Origin of the sequence: Micromonospora taraxaci, assembly GCF_007830095.1 — a bacterium.
Classification (GTDB): Bacteria; Actinomycetota; Actinomycetes; order Mycobacteriales; family Micromonosporaceae; genus Micromonospora; species Micromonospora taraxaci.
In genome coordinates, this window is sequence record NZ_VIWZ01000001.1 from 272,221 (window position 1) to 287,923 (window position 15,703).

At 68.9% G+C, this 15,703-nt stretch carries 13 protein-coding genes and 2 tRNA genes; 3 read left to right on the forward strand and 12 right to left on the reverse strand.

Annotated elements, in window-relative coordinates; translation table 11 throughout:
• Window positions 1-612 precede the first annotated feature (612 nt).
• From FHU34_RS01355 to gyrB, 6 genes are all read right to left on the reverse strand, one after another.
• Window positions 613-688, reverse strand: a tRNA-Ala gene (locus tag FHU34_RS01355).
• A 36-nt stretch (window positions 689-724) separates the two neighbouring features.
• Entirely contained in the window at window positions 725-853 is a 129-nt protein-coding gene (locus FHU34_RS33495; protein ID WP_231924476.1) for a DLW-39 family protein, read from the reverse strand.
• Window positions 854-897: 44 nt separating this feature from the next.
• Window positions 898-971: transfer RNA gene (locus tag FHU34_RS01360), tRNA-Ile, on the reverse strand.
• 151 nt (window positions 972-1,122) lie between these two features.
• A complete protein-coding gene (locus tag FHU34_RS01365) occupies window positions 1,123-2,037 on the reverse strand; it encodes a DUF3566 domain-containing protein (RefSeq protein WP_145778318.1) in 915 nt (304 codons plus the stop codon).
• 4 nt (window positions 2,038-2,041) lie between these two features.
• Window positions 2,042-4,564, reverse strand: a complete 2,523-nt coding sequence (gene gyrA / locus FHU34_RS01370; protein WP_145778319.1) for a DNA gyrase subunit A — start codon at window positions 4,562-4,564, stop codon at window positions 2,042-2,044.
• A gap of 130 nt (window positions 4,565-4,694) precedes the next feature.
• Window positions 4,695-6,641: a DNA topoisomerase (ATP-hydrolyzing) subunit B gene (gyrB, locus tag FHU34_RS01375; protein WP_145778320.1), complete on the reverse strand. Its 1,947-nt coding sequence runs from the start codon at window positions 6,639-6,641 to the stop codon at window positions 4,695-4,697.
• A gap of 516 nt (window positions 6,642-7,157) precedes the next feature.
• Here gyrB and FHU34_RS01380 point away from each other — a divergent pair.
• On the forward strand, window positions 7,158-7,712 hold the full coding sequence (locus FHU34_RS01380) for a hypothetical protein (protein ID WP_145778321.1): 555 nt from the start codon (window positions 7,158-7,160) through the stop codon (window positions 7,710-7,712).
• Here the strand turns inward: FHU34_RS01380 and FHU34_RS01385 are convergent.
• Window positions 7,697-8,194, reverse strand: coding sequence for a MarR family winged helix-turn-helix transcriptional regulator (locus tag FHU34_RS01385; protein WP_145778322.1), 498 nt, complete (start codon window positions 8,192-8,194; stop codon window positions 7,697-7,699). The two genes, FHU34_RS01380 and FHU34_RS01385, sit on opposite strands and share 16 nt — an antisense overlap.
• A gap of 100 nt (window positions 8,195-8,294) precedes the next feature.
• Here FHU34_RS01385 and FHU34_RS01390 point away from each other — a divergent pair, with 100 nt between their 5' ends.
• On the forward strand, window positions 8,295-8,522 hold the full coding sequence (locus tag FHU34_RS01390) for a hypothetical protein (protein WP_145778323.1): 228 nt from the start codon (window positions 8,295-8,297) through the stop codon (window positions 8,520-8,522).
• 7 nt (window positions 8,523-8,529) lie between these two features.
• On the opposite strand, the gene FHU34_RS01395 is transcribed toward FHU34_RS01390, so the two are convergent.
• The 5 genes from FHU34_RS01395 to dnaA all read right to left on the reverse strand — a co-directional run bounded on the left by FHU34_RS01395 (window position 8,530) and on the right by dnaA (window position 14,935).
• Window positions 8,530-9,147 carry a DciA family protein gene (locus FHU34_RS01395; RefSeq protein WP_145778324.1) on the reverse strand — a complete coding sequence of 206 codons (618 nt, stop codon included), beginning with the start codon at window positions 9,145-9,147 and terminating at the stop codon, window positions 8,530-8,532.
• Window positions 9,137-10,270 (reverse strand): DNA replication/repair protein RecF, encoded by a 1,134-nt coding sequence (gene recF, locus FHU34_RS01400; RefSeq protein ID WP_145778325.1) that lies wholly within the window; start codon window positions 10,268-10,270, stop codon window positions 9,137-9,139. Before recF ends, FHU34_RS01395 begins: the two co-directional genes overlap by 11 nt.
• 16 nt (window positions 10,271-10,286) lie before the next feature.
• The gene (gene gnd / locus FHU34_RS01405) at window positions 10,287-11,159 is read right to left on the reverse strand and encodes a phosphogluconate dehydrogenase (NAD(+)-dependent, decarboxylating) (RefSeq protein WP_145778326.1); all 873 of its coding nucleotides are present in this window, start codon (window positions 11,157-11,159) and stop codon (window positions 10,287-10,289) included.
• Between the two features lie 38 nt (window positions 11,160-11,197).
• Complete coding sequence (dnaN, locus tag FHU34_RS01410; protein ID WP_088987037.1) at window positions 11,198-12,331, reverse strand: DNA polymerase III subunit beta; 1,134 nt, start codon at window positions 12,329-12,331, stop codon at window positions 11,198-11,200.
• 777 nt (window positions 12,332-13,108) lie between these two features.
• Window positions 13,109-14,935, reverse strand: coding sequence for a chromosomal replication initiator protein DnaA (gene dnaA / locus FHU34_RS01415; RefSeq protein ID WP_145778327.1), 1,827 nt, complete (start codon window positions 14,933-14,935; stop codon window positions 13,109-13,111).
• Window positions 14,936-15,559: 624 nt separating this feature from the next.
• Between dnaA and rpmH the strand changes: the two genes are divergently transcribed.
• Complete coding sequence (gene rpmH / locus FHU34_RS01420) at window positions 15,560-15,697, forward strand: 50S ribosomal protein L34 (protein ID WP_007453904.1); 138 nt, start codon at window positions 15,560-15,562, stop codon at window positions 15,695-15,697.
• The last annotated feature ends 6 nt before the right edge of the window (window positions 15,698-15,703 follow it).

The window sequence follows — 15,703 nt, forward strand, 5'->3', positions numbered from 1 at the left end:
GGCGTCTCATCAGGTGCTCTACATGATCATCCGGTCGGCGGTAGTCGCGTGGGTCCCAGGACCGTCGAGCTGCGGGAAGCGGATCCCGTAGCGGTCCCGGTAGGGTCGCCCGGTGGCGATTGAGGGCTGCTCGTGCCTGATCTGCAGCGGAAGTGCTCCAGGCCAGGATGGCGGTACAGCCGAGAAGGTGCGCGAGCACGGCTGGTCGGTGTTGTGGGTGACCGGGGGGGATGGACTTCGCGTATACGGTCGGTCTGTGGCACACGTTCCGTCGTGCATAGGCGGTGCAACGACACCCGCACCTTGCTGGCTGCGCCGATCTCCCCGACGGCCACGTCGCAGCTCTAGAGGCAGAGAAGACCTGGAGGCGGTCGCCGCTATCGCGACGCGACCGCCGTGACAGCGCGCGATCGTGGAAGGATGCCCAACCGATCTAGGTCGGATGTAAGCCTGGTCGAACGAGCGGGTCAAGTGGCGGGACAAGGCGGGATGGCCCAAGAAGCACGGGGGGGTCTCACGCGCTGCGGCACTTCTTCGCCACGACGCTAATCTATGCCGGATCCGTGCTCGATGATCTCGAACCTAGCTCCGGTGCAGCTCACAGGCTGTGTGTGGTGGAGCCCAGGGGACTCGAACCCCTAACCCCTGCCTTGCAAAGGCAGTGCTCTGCCAGTTGAGCTAGGGCCCCGTGCGTGGCGTCGAATGCTCGTCGCCTGGCCAGACGTCAGCGCAGGTCGGGCGCGGTGGTCGCCTCGTGCCACAGGGCACGCTCGTCGTTCGAGGCCTTGATCTTGTTGAACACGACGGCGGCCACGCCGACGACGCCAGCCACAATCAGCAGCTTCTTGAACATTGGGGCGACCCCTCGTGCTCGACTACCGTCGGACGACAATGCGGTGGGGCTAGATGGAATCGAACCATCGACCTCAGAGTTATCAGCTCTGCGCTCTAACCGACTGAGCTATAGCCCCGTGTTGCGACGAGCAAGATTAACCCATCCGCTCTGCCGGCCCCAAATCGGGGTCCGAACCTGCGAGCCGGGCCGTCGTCGCCTGCCAAAACCTACCTGAGTACGGGACGCCGGAGCGACCGCATTACGCGGTGCCCCGGCGTCCCGGTCGCTCAGTCCCGCTCGGCGAGGGTCAGCTCGATCCCGCCGACCAGGTCGGCGCAGACGTTGTAGACGAACGCTCCCAGCGTGGCCAGCGCGGTGAACAACACCACGTTGACCAGGCCGATCAGCGCCGAGCTGAGGATCACGCCCTTGGCGGTGATCTGGAAGCCGCTGGTGCTCTGCCCACCGCCGGCGTTCACCAGGTCACTCAGGCTCTCGTTGACGCTCTGGAACACGCCCATCGCGTCCAACGCCAGGTAGAGCACCGACGTGGCGACCACCACGACGATGAAGAGCACCACCGAGACGGCGAACGCGAACTTCATCACGGACCAGGGGTCGATCCGCTTCAGGTTCAGTCGGGCCCGGCGCGGTCCGCGGGAGGCGGCCGAGCTGACCGAGGTACGCGCAGCGCGTACCGCGTCACCGACACGGGCTGCCCCGACGGCGGACGCGTTGCCGATGCCCGGCGGCAGACCACCGCCGCTGGCCGGGCGGCCGGCAGCGGCGGTACGAGCGGTCTCGGGCTGCGGCTGCGTCATGCCCGGTGTGATCCGCGGCTGGGTGCCGGTGGACCCGGTCGACGCCGCCGGACCGGGCCGCACGTTGATCGGCTGGGTGGTCGCCGGACGGGCCGAAGACGCCGTCGCCGAACCCGAGGGGGTGGCGGCGGTGGACGACTTCGGCGCGTCGGTGCCGGAGGCCTCGGTCTTGTCGGCCGACCCGGCGTCCTCAGCGGGCGGCTCCGGCGGGGGTGTCATGCCCGGAGCCCTGGTGAATTTCGGGGCAGGCGCGTCGGCAGGGACCGTCGCCCGGCCCACGGCCGCGCGGCCGGTCGCTGGTGTGCCGCCCTTGGCGGCCTCCTCGTCGACCGGGTTGGCCGAGGTCCCCGTGTTCCCCGACTTCGCCTGTGTCTCCGTCATTCAACTAGTCCTGTTCGTCAGGCTCGTCGGCATTGCGAGCAATCGCCACGATAGTCACGCCGTCCGGGAGGTCCATCAGCTTGACCCCCATTGTGTTCCGGTCACGCGTACGGCGTACAGGCTTCACCGGAGTCCGAATGACACCACCATTGCTGGTGATCGCGAACAGCTCGTCGTCCGGATCGATCACCACCGCGCCGACCAGACCACCGCGCCGTTCGGTGATCTTCGCGGTCAACACGCCCTTACCTCCCCGGCCCTGCACCGGGTATTCCTCGATCGGGGTGCGCTTCGCGTATCCCCCGTTCGTGGCCACCAGAACGTCCAGACCCTCCCGGACGACCTCCATGGCGAGCAGGACGTCGTCGTCCGTGAAGCGCATGCCGATCACGCCCGAGGTGGCCCGGCCCATCGGCCGCAACGCCTCGTCCGAGGCGTTGAACCGGATCGCCTGCGCCTTCTTGGAGACCAGCAGCAGGTCGTTCTCCGGCGCAACCAACGCAGCACCGACCAGCTCGTCCTCATCGCGCAGGTTGATCGCGATGATGCCGCCGGAACGGTTGGAGTCGAACTCCTCGAGCCGCGTCTTCTTCACCAGGCCGTTCTTCGTGGCCAGTACCAGATAGGGGGCTACCTGGTAGTTCGGGATCTCAATGATCTGCGCTATCTGCTCGTCCGGTTGGAAGGCGAGCAGGTTGGCCACGTGTTGGCCCTTGGCTACCCTACTGGCCTCCGGCAACTCGTACGCCTTGGCCCGGTACACACGCCCCTTGTTCGTGAAGAACAGGATCCAGTCGTGGGTCGAGCATACGAAGAAGTGGCTGACGATGTCGTCCTGCCGCAGCGTGGCGCCACTGACGCCCTTGCCGCCGCGCCGCTGGGAGCGGTAGAGATCGACCTTGGTCCGCTTGGCGTACCCCGTCCGGGTGATCGTCACGACCACGTCCTCGCGGGCGATGAGGTCCTCCATCGAGACCTCGCCGTCGAACGGGATGATCTGCGTACGCCGATCGTCGCCCCACTTGGCGACGATCTCGCCCAGCTCCTCCGAGACGATCTTCCGCTGCCGCTCCGGCTTGGCGAGGATGTCCTTCAGGTCGGCGATCTCGATCTCGAGCTTGGCCAGGTCGTCGAGGATCCGCTGCCGCTCCAACGCGGCGAGACGACGCAGCTGCATGTCCAGGATCGCGGTCGCCTGGATCTCGTCGATGTCCAGCAGTCGGATCAGGCCCTGCCGCGCGTCCTCCACCGTCGGCGAACGCCGGATGAGCGCGATCACCTCGTCCAGGGCGTCCAGCGCCTTGGACAGACCCCGCAGGATGTGTGCCCGCTCCTCGGCCTTGCGGAGCCGGAACGCCGTCCGCCGGCGGATCACGTCGATCTGGTGCTCGACGTAGTAGCGGATGAACTGGGCCAGGTTGAGCGTGCGCGGCACCCCGTCGACCAGCGCCAGCATGTTGGCGCCGAACGTCTCCTGGAGCTGGGTGTGCTTGTAGAGGTTGTTCAGCACGACCTTCGCGACCGCGTCGCGCTTGAGCACCAGCACGATCCGCATACCGGTACGACCGGAGGACTCGTCGCGGATGTCGGCGATGCCGGCGAGCTTGCCCTCCTTGATCAGCTCGGCGATCCGCTCGGCGAGGTTGTCCGGGTTGACCTGGTAGGGCAGCTCGCTGACGACCAGGCAGGGCCGACCCCGCTTGTCCTCCTCGACCTCCACCACGGCGCGCATCCGGATCGAGCCACGACCGGTGCGGTAGGCGTCCTGGATGGCGGTCGTGCCGACGATCAGACCGTGGGTGGGGAAGTCCGGGCCCTTGACGATGCCGAGCAGCGCCTCGAGGGTGGTCTCCTCGTCCTCCTCCGGGTGCTCCAGGCACCACTGCACGGCCGCGCCGATCTCACGGAGGTTGTGCGGCGGGATCTTGGTGGCCATGCCGACCGCGATGCCCTCGGAGCCGTTCACCAGCAGGTTGGGGATCCGCGACGGCAGGATCGTGGGCTCCTTGGCCCGGCCGTCGTAGTTGTCCTGCAGGTCGACGGTGTCCTCGTCGATGTCCCGCAGCATCTCCATGGCGAGCGGGTCGAGCTTGCACTCGGTGTATCGCATGGCGGCGGCCGGGTCGTTACCCGGCGAGCCGAAGTTGCCGTTGCCGTCGACCAGCGGGTAGCGCAGCGACCAGGTCTGCGCCATCCGGACCAGCGCGTCGTAGATCGCCGAGTCGCCGTGTGGGTGGAACTGGCCCATCACGTCGCCGACGACGCGGGAGCACTTAACGTAGCCGCGGTCCGGACGGTAGCCGGAGTCGAACATGGCGTAGAGGATCTTGCGGTGGACCGGCTTGAGGCCGTCCCGGACGTCCGGCAGCGCACGCCCGACGATGACGCTCATCGCGTAGTCGAGGTAGGAGCGCTGCATCTCCACCTCGAGCCCGACCGGTTCGATCCGGTCGTGCGCAACCACCGCGGCGATGGCCTCGGCGGGGACCTCGGGCTCGTTCGGTGTGGACTCGGGAGAATCGGTCACTGTATACCCTTATCAGACTCAGTGTCGTTTTCGTGCTGTGGATAACCGCTGTGGATACCGGCCATGCTGTGGATAACTCTGTGGACCGGTGGATCGACCGGGCAGCACCCGGCCGATCCACAGCAGTCCGTCAGATGTCCAGGAATCGCACGTCCTTGGCGTTGCGCTGGATGAACGACCGGCGCGCCTCGACGTCCTCACCCATCAGCACACTGAACAACTCGTCGGCCGTGGCCGCGTCGTCGAGAGTGACCTGACGCAATGTACGCGTCGCCGGGTTCATCGTGGTTTCCCACAGCTCGGGATAGTTCATCTCGCCGAGGCCCTTGAAGCGCTGGATGTCGTCCGGCTTGGCGTTGGCCTTCTTCTGCTGGCGCAGCGCGATCAGCCCGTCCCGCTCACGGTCGGAGTACGCGTACTGCGCGTCGTCACCCTTCTTGTTCCACTTGATCTTGTAGAGCGGCGGAGCAGCCAGGTAGACGTGCCCCAGCTCGACAAGTGGACGCATGAAGCGGAACAGCAGGGTGAGCAGCAGCGTCTGGATGTGCTGGCCGTCGACGTCCGCGTCGGCCATCAGCACCACCTTGTGGTACCGCAGCTTCTCCATGTCGAAGTCGTCGTGGATGCCGGTGCCCAGCGCGGTGATCAGCGCCTGGACCTCGTTGTTCTTCAGAACCCGGTCGATCCGGGCCTTCTCCACGTTGAGGATCTTGCCGCGGATCGGCAGGATCGCCTGCGTGCGCGGGTCCCGACCCTGCTTCGCCGAGCCACCGGCCGAGTCGCCCTCGACGATGAAAACCTCGGACTCGCGCGGGTCGGTGGACTGGCAGTCGGCCAGCTTGCCCGGCATGGAGCCGGACTCCAGCAGCGACTTACGCCGGGCCAGCTTGCGCGCCTGCTGCGCGGCGATCCGGGCCCGGGCCGCCTGGGAGGCCTTCGTGATGATCATCTTGGCCTCGGCCGGGTTGCGGTCGAACCAGTCGACCAACCACTCGTTGCAGACCCGCTGCACGAAGCTCTTCACCGGGGTGTTGCCGAGCTTGGTCTTCGTCTGGCCCTCGAACTGCGGGTTGGCCAACTTGACCGAGATGATCGCCGCGAGCCCTTCACGGATGTCCTCGCCGGAGAGCTTCTCGTCGCCCTTGAGCAGCTTCTTGTCGGTGCCGTACCGGTTGACCACGCTGGTCAGCGCGGACCGGAAGCCCTCCTCGTGGGTGCCGCCCTCGTGCGTGTTGATCGTGTTGGCGAACGTGTAGACCGACTCGCCGTACGACTCGTTCCACTGCATGGCGATCTCGACGGACATGCCCTCTTCCTCGGCGCCGAACTCGACCACTGTCTTGTGGATCGGGTTCTTCGAGGCGTTGAGGTGCCGGACGAAGTCGGAGATGCCGCCCTCGTAGTAGAAGGTGACCTCGCGCTGCCGGCCGTCCTCCTCCTCGGCGACCCGCTCGTCGAGCAGGTGGATGCGCAGGGCGCGGTTGAGGAAGGCCATCTCCTGGAGTCGCCGGTAGATGGTCTGGAAGTCGAAGTCGACGGTCTCGAACACGTCGGGGTCGGGCCAGAAGGACACCGCCGAGCCGCTGCGGTCGGTGGTCTCGCCCTTCTCCAGCGTGCCCGGCTTGGAGTTGGTGTACTGCTGCCGCCAGACGAACCCGGACTTGTGGATCTCCACGGCCATCCGGGTGGAGAGCGCGTTCACCACGGAGACGCCGACGCCGTGCAGACCACCGGAGACCGCGTACGCCTTGCCGTCGAACTTGCCACCCGCGTGCAGCACGGTCAGCGCGACCTCGACACCCGGCTTCTTGAGCTTCGGGTGGAGGTCGACCGGGAAACCACGGCCGTTGTCGGTGACCCGGACGCCACCGTCGGCCAACAGCACCACGTCGATGGTGTCGCAGTATCCGGCGAGCGCCTCGTCGACAGCGTTGTCCACAACCTCCCAGACGAGGTGGTGCAGACCGCGCTCGCCGGTGGACCCGATGTACATACCGGGCCGCTTGCGGACCGCCTCCAGCCCTTCGAGAACGGTGATCGACTCTGCGCCGTACTCCTGCTTTTCCTGCGCTGCCACCCTCGGCCACTTTCTCGCGTCAGCTGCGCCGGTAGGGCGCAGCGGGCGCGGGTTCGGCGGACAGGACGCGACGTCGGCGCGCGGACCGGTGCCGGAGACCTCCGGACAGCGGGTCGAACGCGCCGGTCGCCGCGGTTGCCCGCGGATCGCGATCGGCTCGACCCGACGTGGAGAATGAACCTGGGCCACCGGCCCCGCCCCCCGCACCGAGTCTTCGTCTCGCTGTCAATCCTACTGTGCCCAGGGGACAGAACCACCACTCGGCACCCTCAGAGAGGCGGCTGAGAAGTCCATAGCCGGCAGAACCCCGTCGCCCACGACTCCCCCCACACGCCAGGCTCGGATCGCACGCGCCGCCGCCGAACGGGTTGACCCGCGCCCGGGCGGGTCGGGGGTCGCGGCCGGGGCGTCCGTGCCGTACGTTTGCGGCGCCCCGGAACCAGCCTTGATCTTTACGGCCTGGAACCGGGACGATCGACTCGATCGACCCGACACGTGCTCTTGAAGAGGTGACAGATGGGGCTGGACAACGTCGCGGTGCACTGGCCGCGGACCGGCCGCTTCTACGATCCGGTGGCGCCGGCCGAGTTCGTCGACTTCGGCGAGATCGTCGACCTGCCGCGAATCTCCGCGCCGACGGCCGCCCTGGCCGAGCTGATCGCGAAGACCGGCACCATCCGGGCGACCGCGTACACCGAGTTGGTGGATCTGCTCCTCGGCCTCGAAGGTGTGTTGTACGCCACAGACGCCGCCGCCGAGGACGAGGACCCGGTGATCGACCCGGACGGCTGCTCCTGGATCGCTGGCGGAATCGAGAGGTTCGTCGCGGGGCACCGCGCGTACGGCGAGTCGGTCACCTTCGAGTCGGTGAGCACCGTGCTGCGTTCCCTGCTCGGCGACGGCAGGCTGGCCGAACAACAGTTGCGATGGCTGGAGAGCCGGCTCGACGCGCTGCGCGACGAGCGCGGCGACCCGCCGCAGTGGAACTTCACCTGTGCCGAGCTGGGCGTGCTCGCGGCGTTCTACCGGCGCTGCGCCGAACGCGGCTTCGCCGTCTACGCCGACGCCTGACCCGCGCGGGTCCCTTCAGCCGCTGCGCCGCCCGTCGGTCGATTGGCGGCCGCGATCAGCTGGGTGAGCACCCCGTGCAGGTGTTGCAGGTCCTCGACGGGCAGCCCGAGGCGCTGCACGATCGCGGCCGGGATCAGCTCGGCCTGGCTGCGGAGCGCGGCACCGCTGGCGGTCAGGGTGACGGCGAGGCTGCGCTCGTCGCTGGGGTCGCGTTCCCGGCGCAGGTAGCCGGCCGCTTCGAGCCGCTTGAGCAGGGGTGACAGGGTGCCCGGATCGAGCTGCAACAGGCGGCTGAGGTCGCGACCGGACAACGGTGCGTGCTGCCAGAGCGCCAACATGACCAGGTACTGCGGATGGGTAAGCCCCATCGGTTCCAGCAGTGGCCGGTAGACCGCCACCACACTGCGCGCAGCGACCGACAGGGCGAAGCAGACCTGCTGTTCCAGCGCCAACGGGTCGACGCCCTGCGGTCTCTCGCTCATCGGTTGCCCTCCCCGTCCACGATGGCTATCGTACCAATCATTGGTACACCAACTGTTGGTGTCCCAATGATCAGCGGGACAACGTGGGAGAGGGCGGCAGATGAGCGACGACGGCGCGGTCACCAGGGCTCCGGGCGAGGGCGGCCGACTCCTACGCTGGGCCTTCCGGCACCTCGCCGGCCCGGCCGACGGTGTGAAGGGCGCGGTGCAGGGCGGCTCCGCCGAGGCCCGCGAGGCGTGGAAACAGGACCTGGCCGAGCGCAAGCGCTACACCCGGGAGCAACGCGAGCTCAAGCGGGCCGCCCGCGAGGCCAACCGACGGGGCTGAGGCTCGGTCAGCCGTACGTGTCGCGTGGGCCCCGCCCGCGTACCCGGCGCGGCCCCTTCGACCACGACGGCGCCGCCGGCCCGTGGATGTGCAGCTTTCGCACCACGTTGTGGCCGACCTCGCTGGCGATCTGCTTGAGCAGCGAACCGGCCAGCAGCCGCAGTTGGGTGGCCCAGGCCGTCGACCGCGCCTCCACGGTCAACTCACCGTTCTCCAGCTTGACCGGACGGCTGTTCTGGGCGACCTCCGCGCCGACGACCCGCTCCCAGGCACCGAACACGGTGGCCTCGGCCGCCGGCTGCTGCCAGCCACGCGCCTTCACCAACCGGTTCAGCACCGCACCGAGCGGCTGCGGATCGCGGGGGTCGGGGCCCGGGCCGGAGTAGCCCCGCAACCGCCGCCCCGAGCCGCCGGCAGCATCGCCGCCCGCACCCCCAGGGGTACGCCGCGCGCGAGCCGCCGCCTGCCGCTTGGACAACGCCGCGTCGAGCACCGCCCGAGCCAACTCCGGCCCACTGGCGGCAGCCGCCGGCTCACCGCCGGTCGATTCCGCCCCGGGGGTACGCGCACCCGCTGTGTCGCCTCCGCCCTTCTGGGGACGGCTGGCGCCTGACTCATTCGACACGACGTACCGTCCCTTCGCCGACCCGGTAGCGGCTGCCACGCAGGGCTGCCGGCACGTCGTCGTCCACCGCGCAGGTGACCAACAGCTGACTCGCCCCGCCGACCAGCTCCGCCAGCCGCTCCCGGCGGCCGGTGTCCAACTCGGCGAAGACGTCGTCGAGCACCAGCACCGGCTCGATGCCGTCGGCCCGCAGGAGGTCGTAACCGGCCAGCCGCAGCGCGAGCGCGAACGACCACGACTCGCCGTGGCTGGCGTACCCCTTGGCGGGCAGTGGCCCGAGGGCCAGCGCCAGCTCGTCGCGGTGCGGGCCGACCAGGGTGGTGCCCCGTTCGATCTCGGCGGAGCGGGACGCGACCAGGGCCGCGGCGAGGGCCTCCGCCAACACCGCCCGGTCGGTGGTCGGCTCGGCCAGGTCGATCGAGGGGCGGTAGGTGATGCTGGCGGCGCCCCGGCCGGCGGCCACCGCGTCGTACGCCTTCGCGACGTGCGGGGTGAGCGCGGCCACGAGCTCCAGGCGGCCGGCGAGCAACTCCGCGCCGTGCTGGGCCAGGTGGGTGTCCCAGACGGCGAGGGTGCCCAGGTCGCCGCCTCGCGAGCCGCCGGTCTTGCGAGCCAGGTACGCGGTACGCAGCAGGGCGTTGCGCTGCTTGACCACCCGCTCGTAGTCGGCCCGGACACCGGCGTACCGGGGTTGGCGGCTGACCAGCAGGTCGTCCAGGTAGCGGCGGCGCTCGGCCGGGTCGCCCCGGACCAGCTCAAGGTCCTCCGGGGCGAAGAGCACGAGTCGCAGGGCGCCCAGCACGTCCCGGGCCCGCCGCGCCGGTGACCGGCCCAGCCGGGCGCGGTTGGCCTTGCCGGGCACGATCTCCAACTCGACAAGGAGTTCCCGCCCGTCGTGCGCCACCGCGCAGCGGATCACCGCCGACGTGGCACCCATCCGCACGAGGGGTGCGTCGGTGGCGACCCGGTGCGAGTCCAGGGTCGCCACGTAGCCCAACGCCTCGACGAGATTCGTCTTGCCGACGCCGTTGGCGCCGATCAGGACGTTCGCCCCCGGTTGGAGATCGACGGCCACCCGCTCGTACGAGCGGAAGTCGACCAGTTCCAACCGTTGGACGTACACCGGGTGTCGATACCGCTCAGCGCTTGTGGACGGCGTGGCCGCCGAACTGCTGACGCAGCGCGGAGACGGCCTTCATGGCGGGCGAGTCGTCCTGTCGCGAGGCGAACCGGGCGAACAGCGAAGCGGTGATCACATTCAGCGGTACGGCCAGCCGGACCGCCTCGTCGACGGTCCACCGACCCTCGCCGGTGTCCTCGGTGTAGCCGCTCAGGTCGGCCAGCTCCGGGTCCTCGTCGAGCGCCCGGTCCAGCAGGTCGAGCAGCCAGGAGCGGACGACGGTGCCCTCCCGCCAGGACTTGATGACGCCCGGCACGTTGGTCACCAACTCGGAGGCCGCCATCAGCTCGTAGCCCTCGGCGTAGGCGTGCATCAGGCCGTACTCGATGCCGTTGTGCACCATCTTCGAGTAGTGCCCGGCGCCGACCGGCCCGGCGTGCACGAAACCGAACTCGCCCTCCGGCTTGAGAGCGTCGAAGATCGGCATCAGCCGGTCCACGTGCTCCTGGGCGCCGCCGACCATCAGCCCGTAGCCGTTCTGCCGGCCCCAGACGCCGCCGGAGACGCCGACGTCGAGGTAGCCGATGCCCCGCTCGTTGAGCCGTTCGGCTCGGGGCGCGTCGTCGCTGAACCGCGAGTTGCCGCCGTCGATGATGATGTCGCCCTCGCCGAGCACAGCGGCCAGCTCGTCGATGGTCGCGTCGGTGACGCCGGCGGGCACCATGACCCAGACCGCGCGCGGCGACTCGAGCTTCTCTGCCAGGCCCGCGAGGGATGCGACGTCACTGATCTGCGCGTTGTGGTCGAAGCCGACGATTTCGTGACCAGCGGCGCGCAACCTCTCCCGCATGTTGCCGCCCATACGGCCGAGTCCTACAAGGCCGAGCTGCATCTGTGTGTACCTCCGTGGATCTTTGTTGCTGGGCGCGATCAGCGAGAGACGCGGATCGGCATGATGAGGTACCGGTACCCGGGAATGACGTCGCCATCCTCGCCGGCGGGGGAGATCACGGCGGGCTTGAAGGCGTCGACGAACGACAGGACTGCCGTCTGGGAGCCCAGGTTTGCCAGGCCGTCGATGAGGTACTGCGGGTTGAACCCGATGGTCAGCGCGTCACCGGTGAAGGTGGCCTCCATCGCCTCGCTGGCGCGGGCCTCCTCGGAACCACCGGCCTCCACCACCAGGCCGTCGGCGCTGAAGCTCAGCAGCACCGGGGTGGTCCGCTCGGCAACCAGGGCGACCCGCTTGACGACCTCGATCAGGGTGCTGACCGGCACCCGGGCCTCGGCGTTGTGGGTGGCCGGGAAGAGCGACCGGACCGGCGGGTAGTTGGCGCCGTCGAGCAGGCGGCTGGTGGTGCGTCGGGTGCCACCGGCCAGGCCGACCATGCCCTCGCCCGCAGCGCCCTGGGCCAGAGCGAGGGTGACCTCGCCACCCAGCGGGCCGAGGGCCTTGGCGGTGTCGTTCAGGGTGCGGGCCGGCACCAGGGCGTTGATGCTCACGTCGGGGTCGTCCGGCCGCCACTGGATCTCACGCAGGGCCAACCGGTAGCGGTCGGTGGCGAGCATCGAGAGCGTGCTGCCGGAGAGCTCGACGCGTACGCCGGTCATCATCGGAAGGGTCTCGTCCCGGCCGGCCGCGATGGCCACCTGGGAGACCGCCGTGGCGAACGCGGCGGCATCGACAGTGCCGGCGCTCTGCGGCATCTCGGGCAGTGCCGGGTAGTCCTCCACCGGCATGGTGGGAAGGGTGAACCGGGCGCTGCCGCAGACCAACTCGAGGTGCGCGCCGACCGCGGCGATGTCCACCGGCTTGGCCGGCAACGCCTTGGTGATCTCGGCGAGCAGGCGACCGGAGACGAGGGCGGCGCCGTCGGCGTCCCCCTGCACCTCGACGGTCACCTGGCTGGAGACCTCGTAGTCGAAGCCGGAAACCCGCAGGTTGCCGTCGGTGACCCGGAGCATCACCCCGGCGAGCACCGGTACGGACGGCCGGTTGGGCAGGCTCTTCGCGGTCCACGCCACGGCCTCGGCGAGCGCGTCGCGCTCCACTCGGAACTTCATCAATGCCTCCGCGTCGACGTCAGCGACAACTCTCTCATGCCGACCGCTGCCTACCGTCCCGCCCGACCGTGCGGGTACCCATCGCACCTTAGGGCGCGGGGGTATCGGCTGTGCGCCCGACCCCACGGATCGTGTCGATGCTGACCGGCTGATCCGGCAGCGTTCGGCCCGATCCACAGAAAGCCCAACGGTGATGATTGGTTTTTGTTCTCTTAGAAGAGATAACTCATCGTCTTCATCGCACCTGTGCAAACTGTGGAAAAGCCAGGTCTGCGCAGCTCAGACAGGTTATCCACCGGTGATTTAGCTGTGGAGAACCGGGGGTACAACTTGCTTGCGTGTCCACAGCCCGCTCTCGTCCACCGGTTGTCCACCGTCGTCCACCGGTTGTCCACCGGTAATCCACCGACTTTCTCCCCAAGCCTGTGGACGACGATGAAGATCACCATTGCCGTCATCCCCAGAACCTTCAACAGCTCGTACACAGGTCGACGGTCATCGGTGGATAACGTGCCGGTTGTCCCCAGGCGTCCACAGCCTCGTACACAGGGTTTCTCCACAGCCTGTGGGTAACCGTCGCCGGACGGACCGTAGTTATCCACCGGCGGTGGACAACGAGCTGTGGACAACGAGTGGGAGGCGAGGCGGTCACGGGCTCGATCCTGTGGCCTACACCATGTCGAGAGTCCACTCGGGAACCGAAAAAAGTACGCCCGACCCGGAGATCCGGCCGGGCGTGTCCCGGGCTGTGCGCCGTCACGACGGCCGGCGTACGCCTCAGCTGTTCTGCTTGATCCGGTTGGTCAGCTCGGCGATCTGGTTGTAGAGAGAGCGGCGCTCCGCCATCTGCTGCCGGATCTTCCGGTCGGCGTGCATCACAGTGGTGTGGTCCCGACCGCCGAAGGCCTGCCCGATCCGGGGCAGCGACAGCTCGGTCAACTCCCGACACAGGTACATGGCCACCTGCCGCGCGTTGACGAGCACGCGGGACCTGGACTGGCCCCGGAGGTCCTCCAGGCTCACACCGAAGTAGTCAGCCGTCGACGCCATGATCTGGTCGGCGTTGATCTCCGGCCCGGCGCCGTCGGGCATGAAGTCCCGGAGCACCTCCTCGGCCAGGGACAGCTCGACGGTCGACCGGGTCAGGCTGGCGAACGCCGTCACCCGGATCAGCGCCCCCTCCAGTTCCCGGATCGAGTTCGACACCCGGGAGGCGATGAACTCCAACACGTCCGGCGGGGCGTACATCCGCTCCTGCGCCGCCTTCTTCTGCAGGATCGCGATCCGGGTCTCCAGGTCCGGCGGCTGGATGTCGGCCAGCAACCCCCACTCGAACCGGGTTCGCATCCGGTCCTCCAGGGTGGCCAGCTGGCGCGGCGACCGGTCGGAGGTGATCACGATCTGCTTGTTGGCGTTGTGCAGGGTGTTGAAGGTGTGGAAGAACTCCTCCTGGGTGCGCTCGCGGTTCTCCAGGAACTGGATGTCGTCGATCAGGAGGATGTCGACGTCGCGGTAGCGCCGCTGGAACGCGCTGGTCTTGTCGTCCCGGAGCGAGTTGATGAAGTCGTTGGTGAATTCCTCGGTCGAGACGTACCGGACCGAGCGGGCGTTGCCGAGGGTCGTGGCGTAGTGCCCGATGGCGTGCAGCAGGTGCGTCTTGCCAAGACCGGAGTGCCCGTAGATGAAGAGCGGGTTGTACGCCTTCGCCGGTGACTCCGCCACCGCCACGCTCGCCGCGTGCGCGAAGCGGTTGGACGATCCGATGACGAACGTCTCGAACATGTACTTCGGGTTGAGCCGGTTACCGCCGGTGTCGGCACCGGGCAGCCGGCGGTCGTCCCGACCACCCGTCCGGTGGTCCACGCCGCTACGGCCCGGGCCGCTGTCCGTGCCGGTGTCCCGAGGGAGCGCGCGGATCACGTGCTGGTCGCGCGGAGACGCCGACTCTTCCCGGTAGCGGGGCTCGTAGGGCCGGGTGTCCGGGCCCGGCGGGTCCAGCCGGGCGGCCTGCTCGTCGTAGCCACGCCGGTCGGGCCCGGGCCGGGGGGTACGCATGGGCTCAGCGAAGGCGGTGCTGAACAACGCCTCCTGCCCGTCCCTGCTGGCGGGAATCAGCCCTGGGCGGTGCGCGTCGACGGCCGGCGCGGCGGGCGGACCCGCAGGTGCGGGTGGCGCGGTCGGCTCGGGCGCGTGCCCGGCGTGGGTCTGCTCGGGGATCATCGGGTCGGCGGACGGCCGAGCGCCCTGGTCGTCGAAGGGGTCGGCAGCCGGACCCTCGACGTCGAACGGCCCGGTCTCCGGAGCACTGCGGTAGACGGTGCCGGCCGGTCGGCCGGCGGCGTCCTCGGCGACCCGGACGGTGACCGCCACCTGGATCGGCCGACCCAGCCGGCGGGTGAGGGCCTCGGTGATCGCCGGGCGGAGCCGGGACTCGATCACGTCACGGGTGAAGGCGTCCGGGACGGAGAGCAGTGCGGTGTCCTCGACTATCGCCCGCAGCCGGGTCAGTCGGAGGTAGGCACGCTGCTGTGCGGAGATGATCTCGTCGGCGAGCTCGTCGGTCGCCGCTAACCACACTGCGGCAAGGTCGGTCGTACCGGCCACCGTCGTGCCACCCCCTCGCCTCTGCTCCCGGCCGCCGCTGTCTGCCAGCCGGCCGTCCCGGGCCCGCCGCGTTCGCGGGTGGAACAACACCCACCTGACGGTCGACCGGTGGTCATCCACAAGTTATCCACAGCCTGTGTACCGACCGATTGTGGCCTCCGCCGGACGCGGGTGGGACCTGCCCCTGCCTGAACGGGCGCTGAAGCGGGTTCACCGTGCCGAACGATTCACTACCTGGTCCGGTCTTGCCTGTGCGACGACCGGAGCTTCCGACGCTCACCGCAATCGGGCACGGTAACAGCGTTGTCCCTGCGCCATCAACCGGCGACGCGGCGGGGGCCTTCTCGGCATCAGCGAAAACCACCCTTCGGCCTCGGGCGCGTCCCGTTGACCCCCGCCCGAGGTGTTTGACGGTCATTGCCCCCCTGCGTAGGCTGGAACGGCTGCTTTCTCGCCCTCTGCTAGGGTGATGGGTGCTTGCTGTCCACGGTCGCATCCCCGCATCGCCGAGGTCCCGCTCCGCCGGACAGCACCGATCGTGGGCCACCGTCGAGGTGGCCTGGACCACCACACGACCCCGGCGATTCCGTCGTTCGGGGCGCGTACGAAAACGGAGAGCCTGACGTGAGCAAGCGCACCTACCAGCCGAACAACCGCCGGCGCGCGAAGACCCACGGCTTCCGGCTGCGCATGCGCACCCGTGCCGGCCGTGCCATCCTCTCGAGCCGTCGCGCCAAGGGTCGCACCACCCTGTCGGCCTGAGCCGAC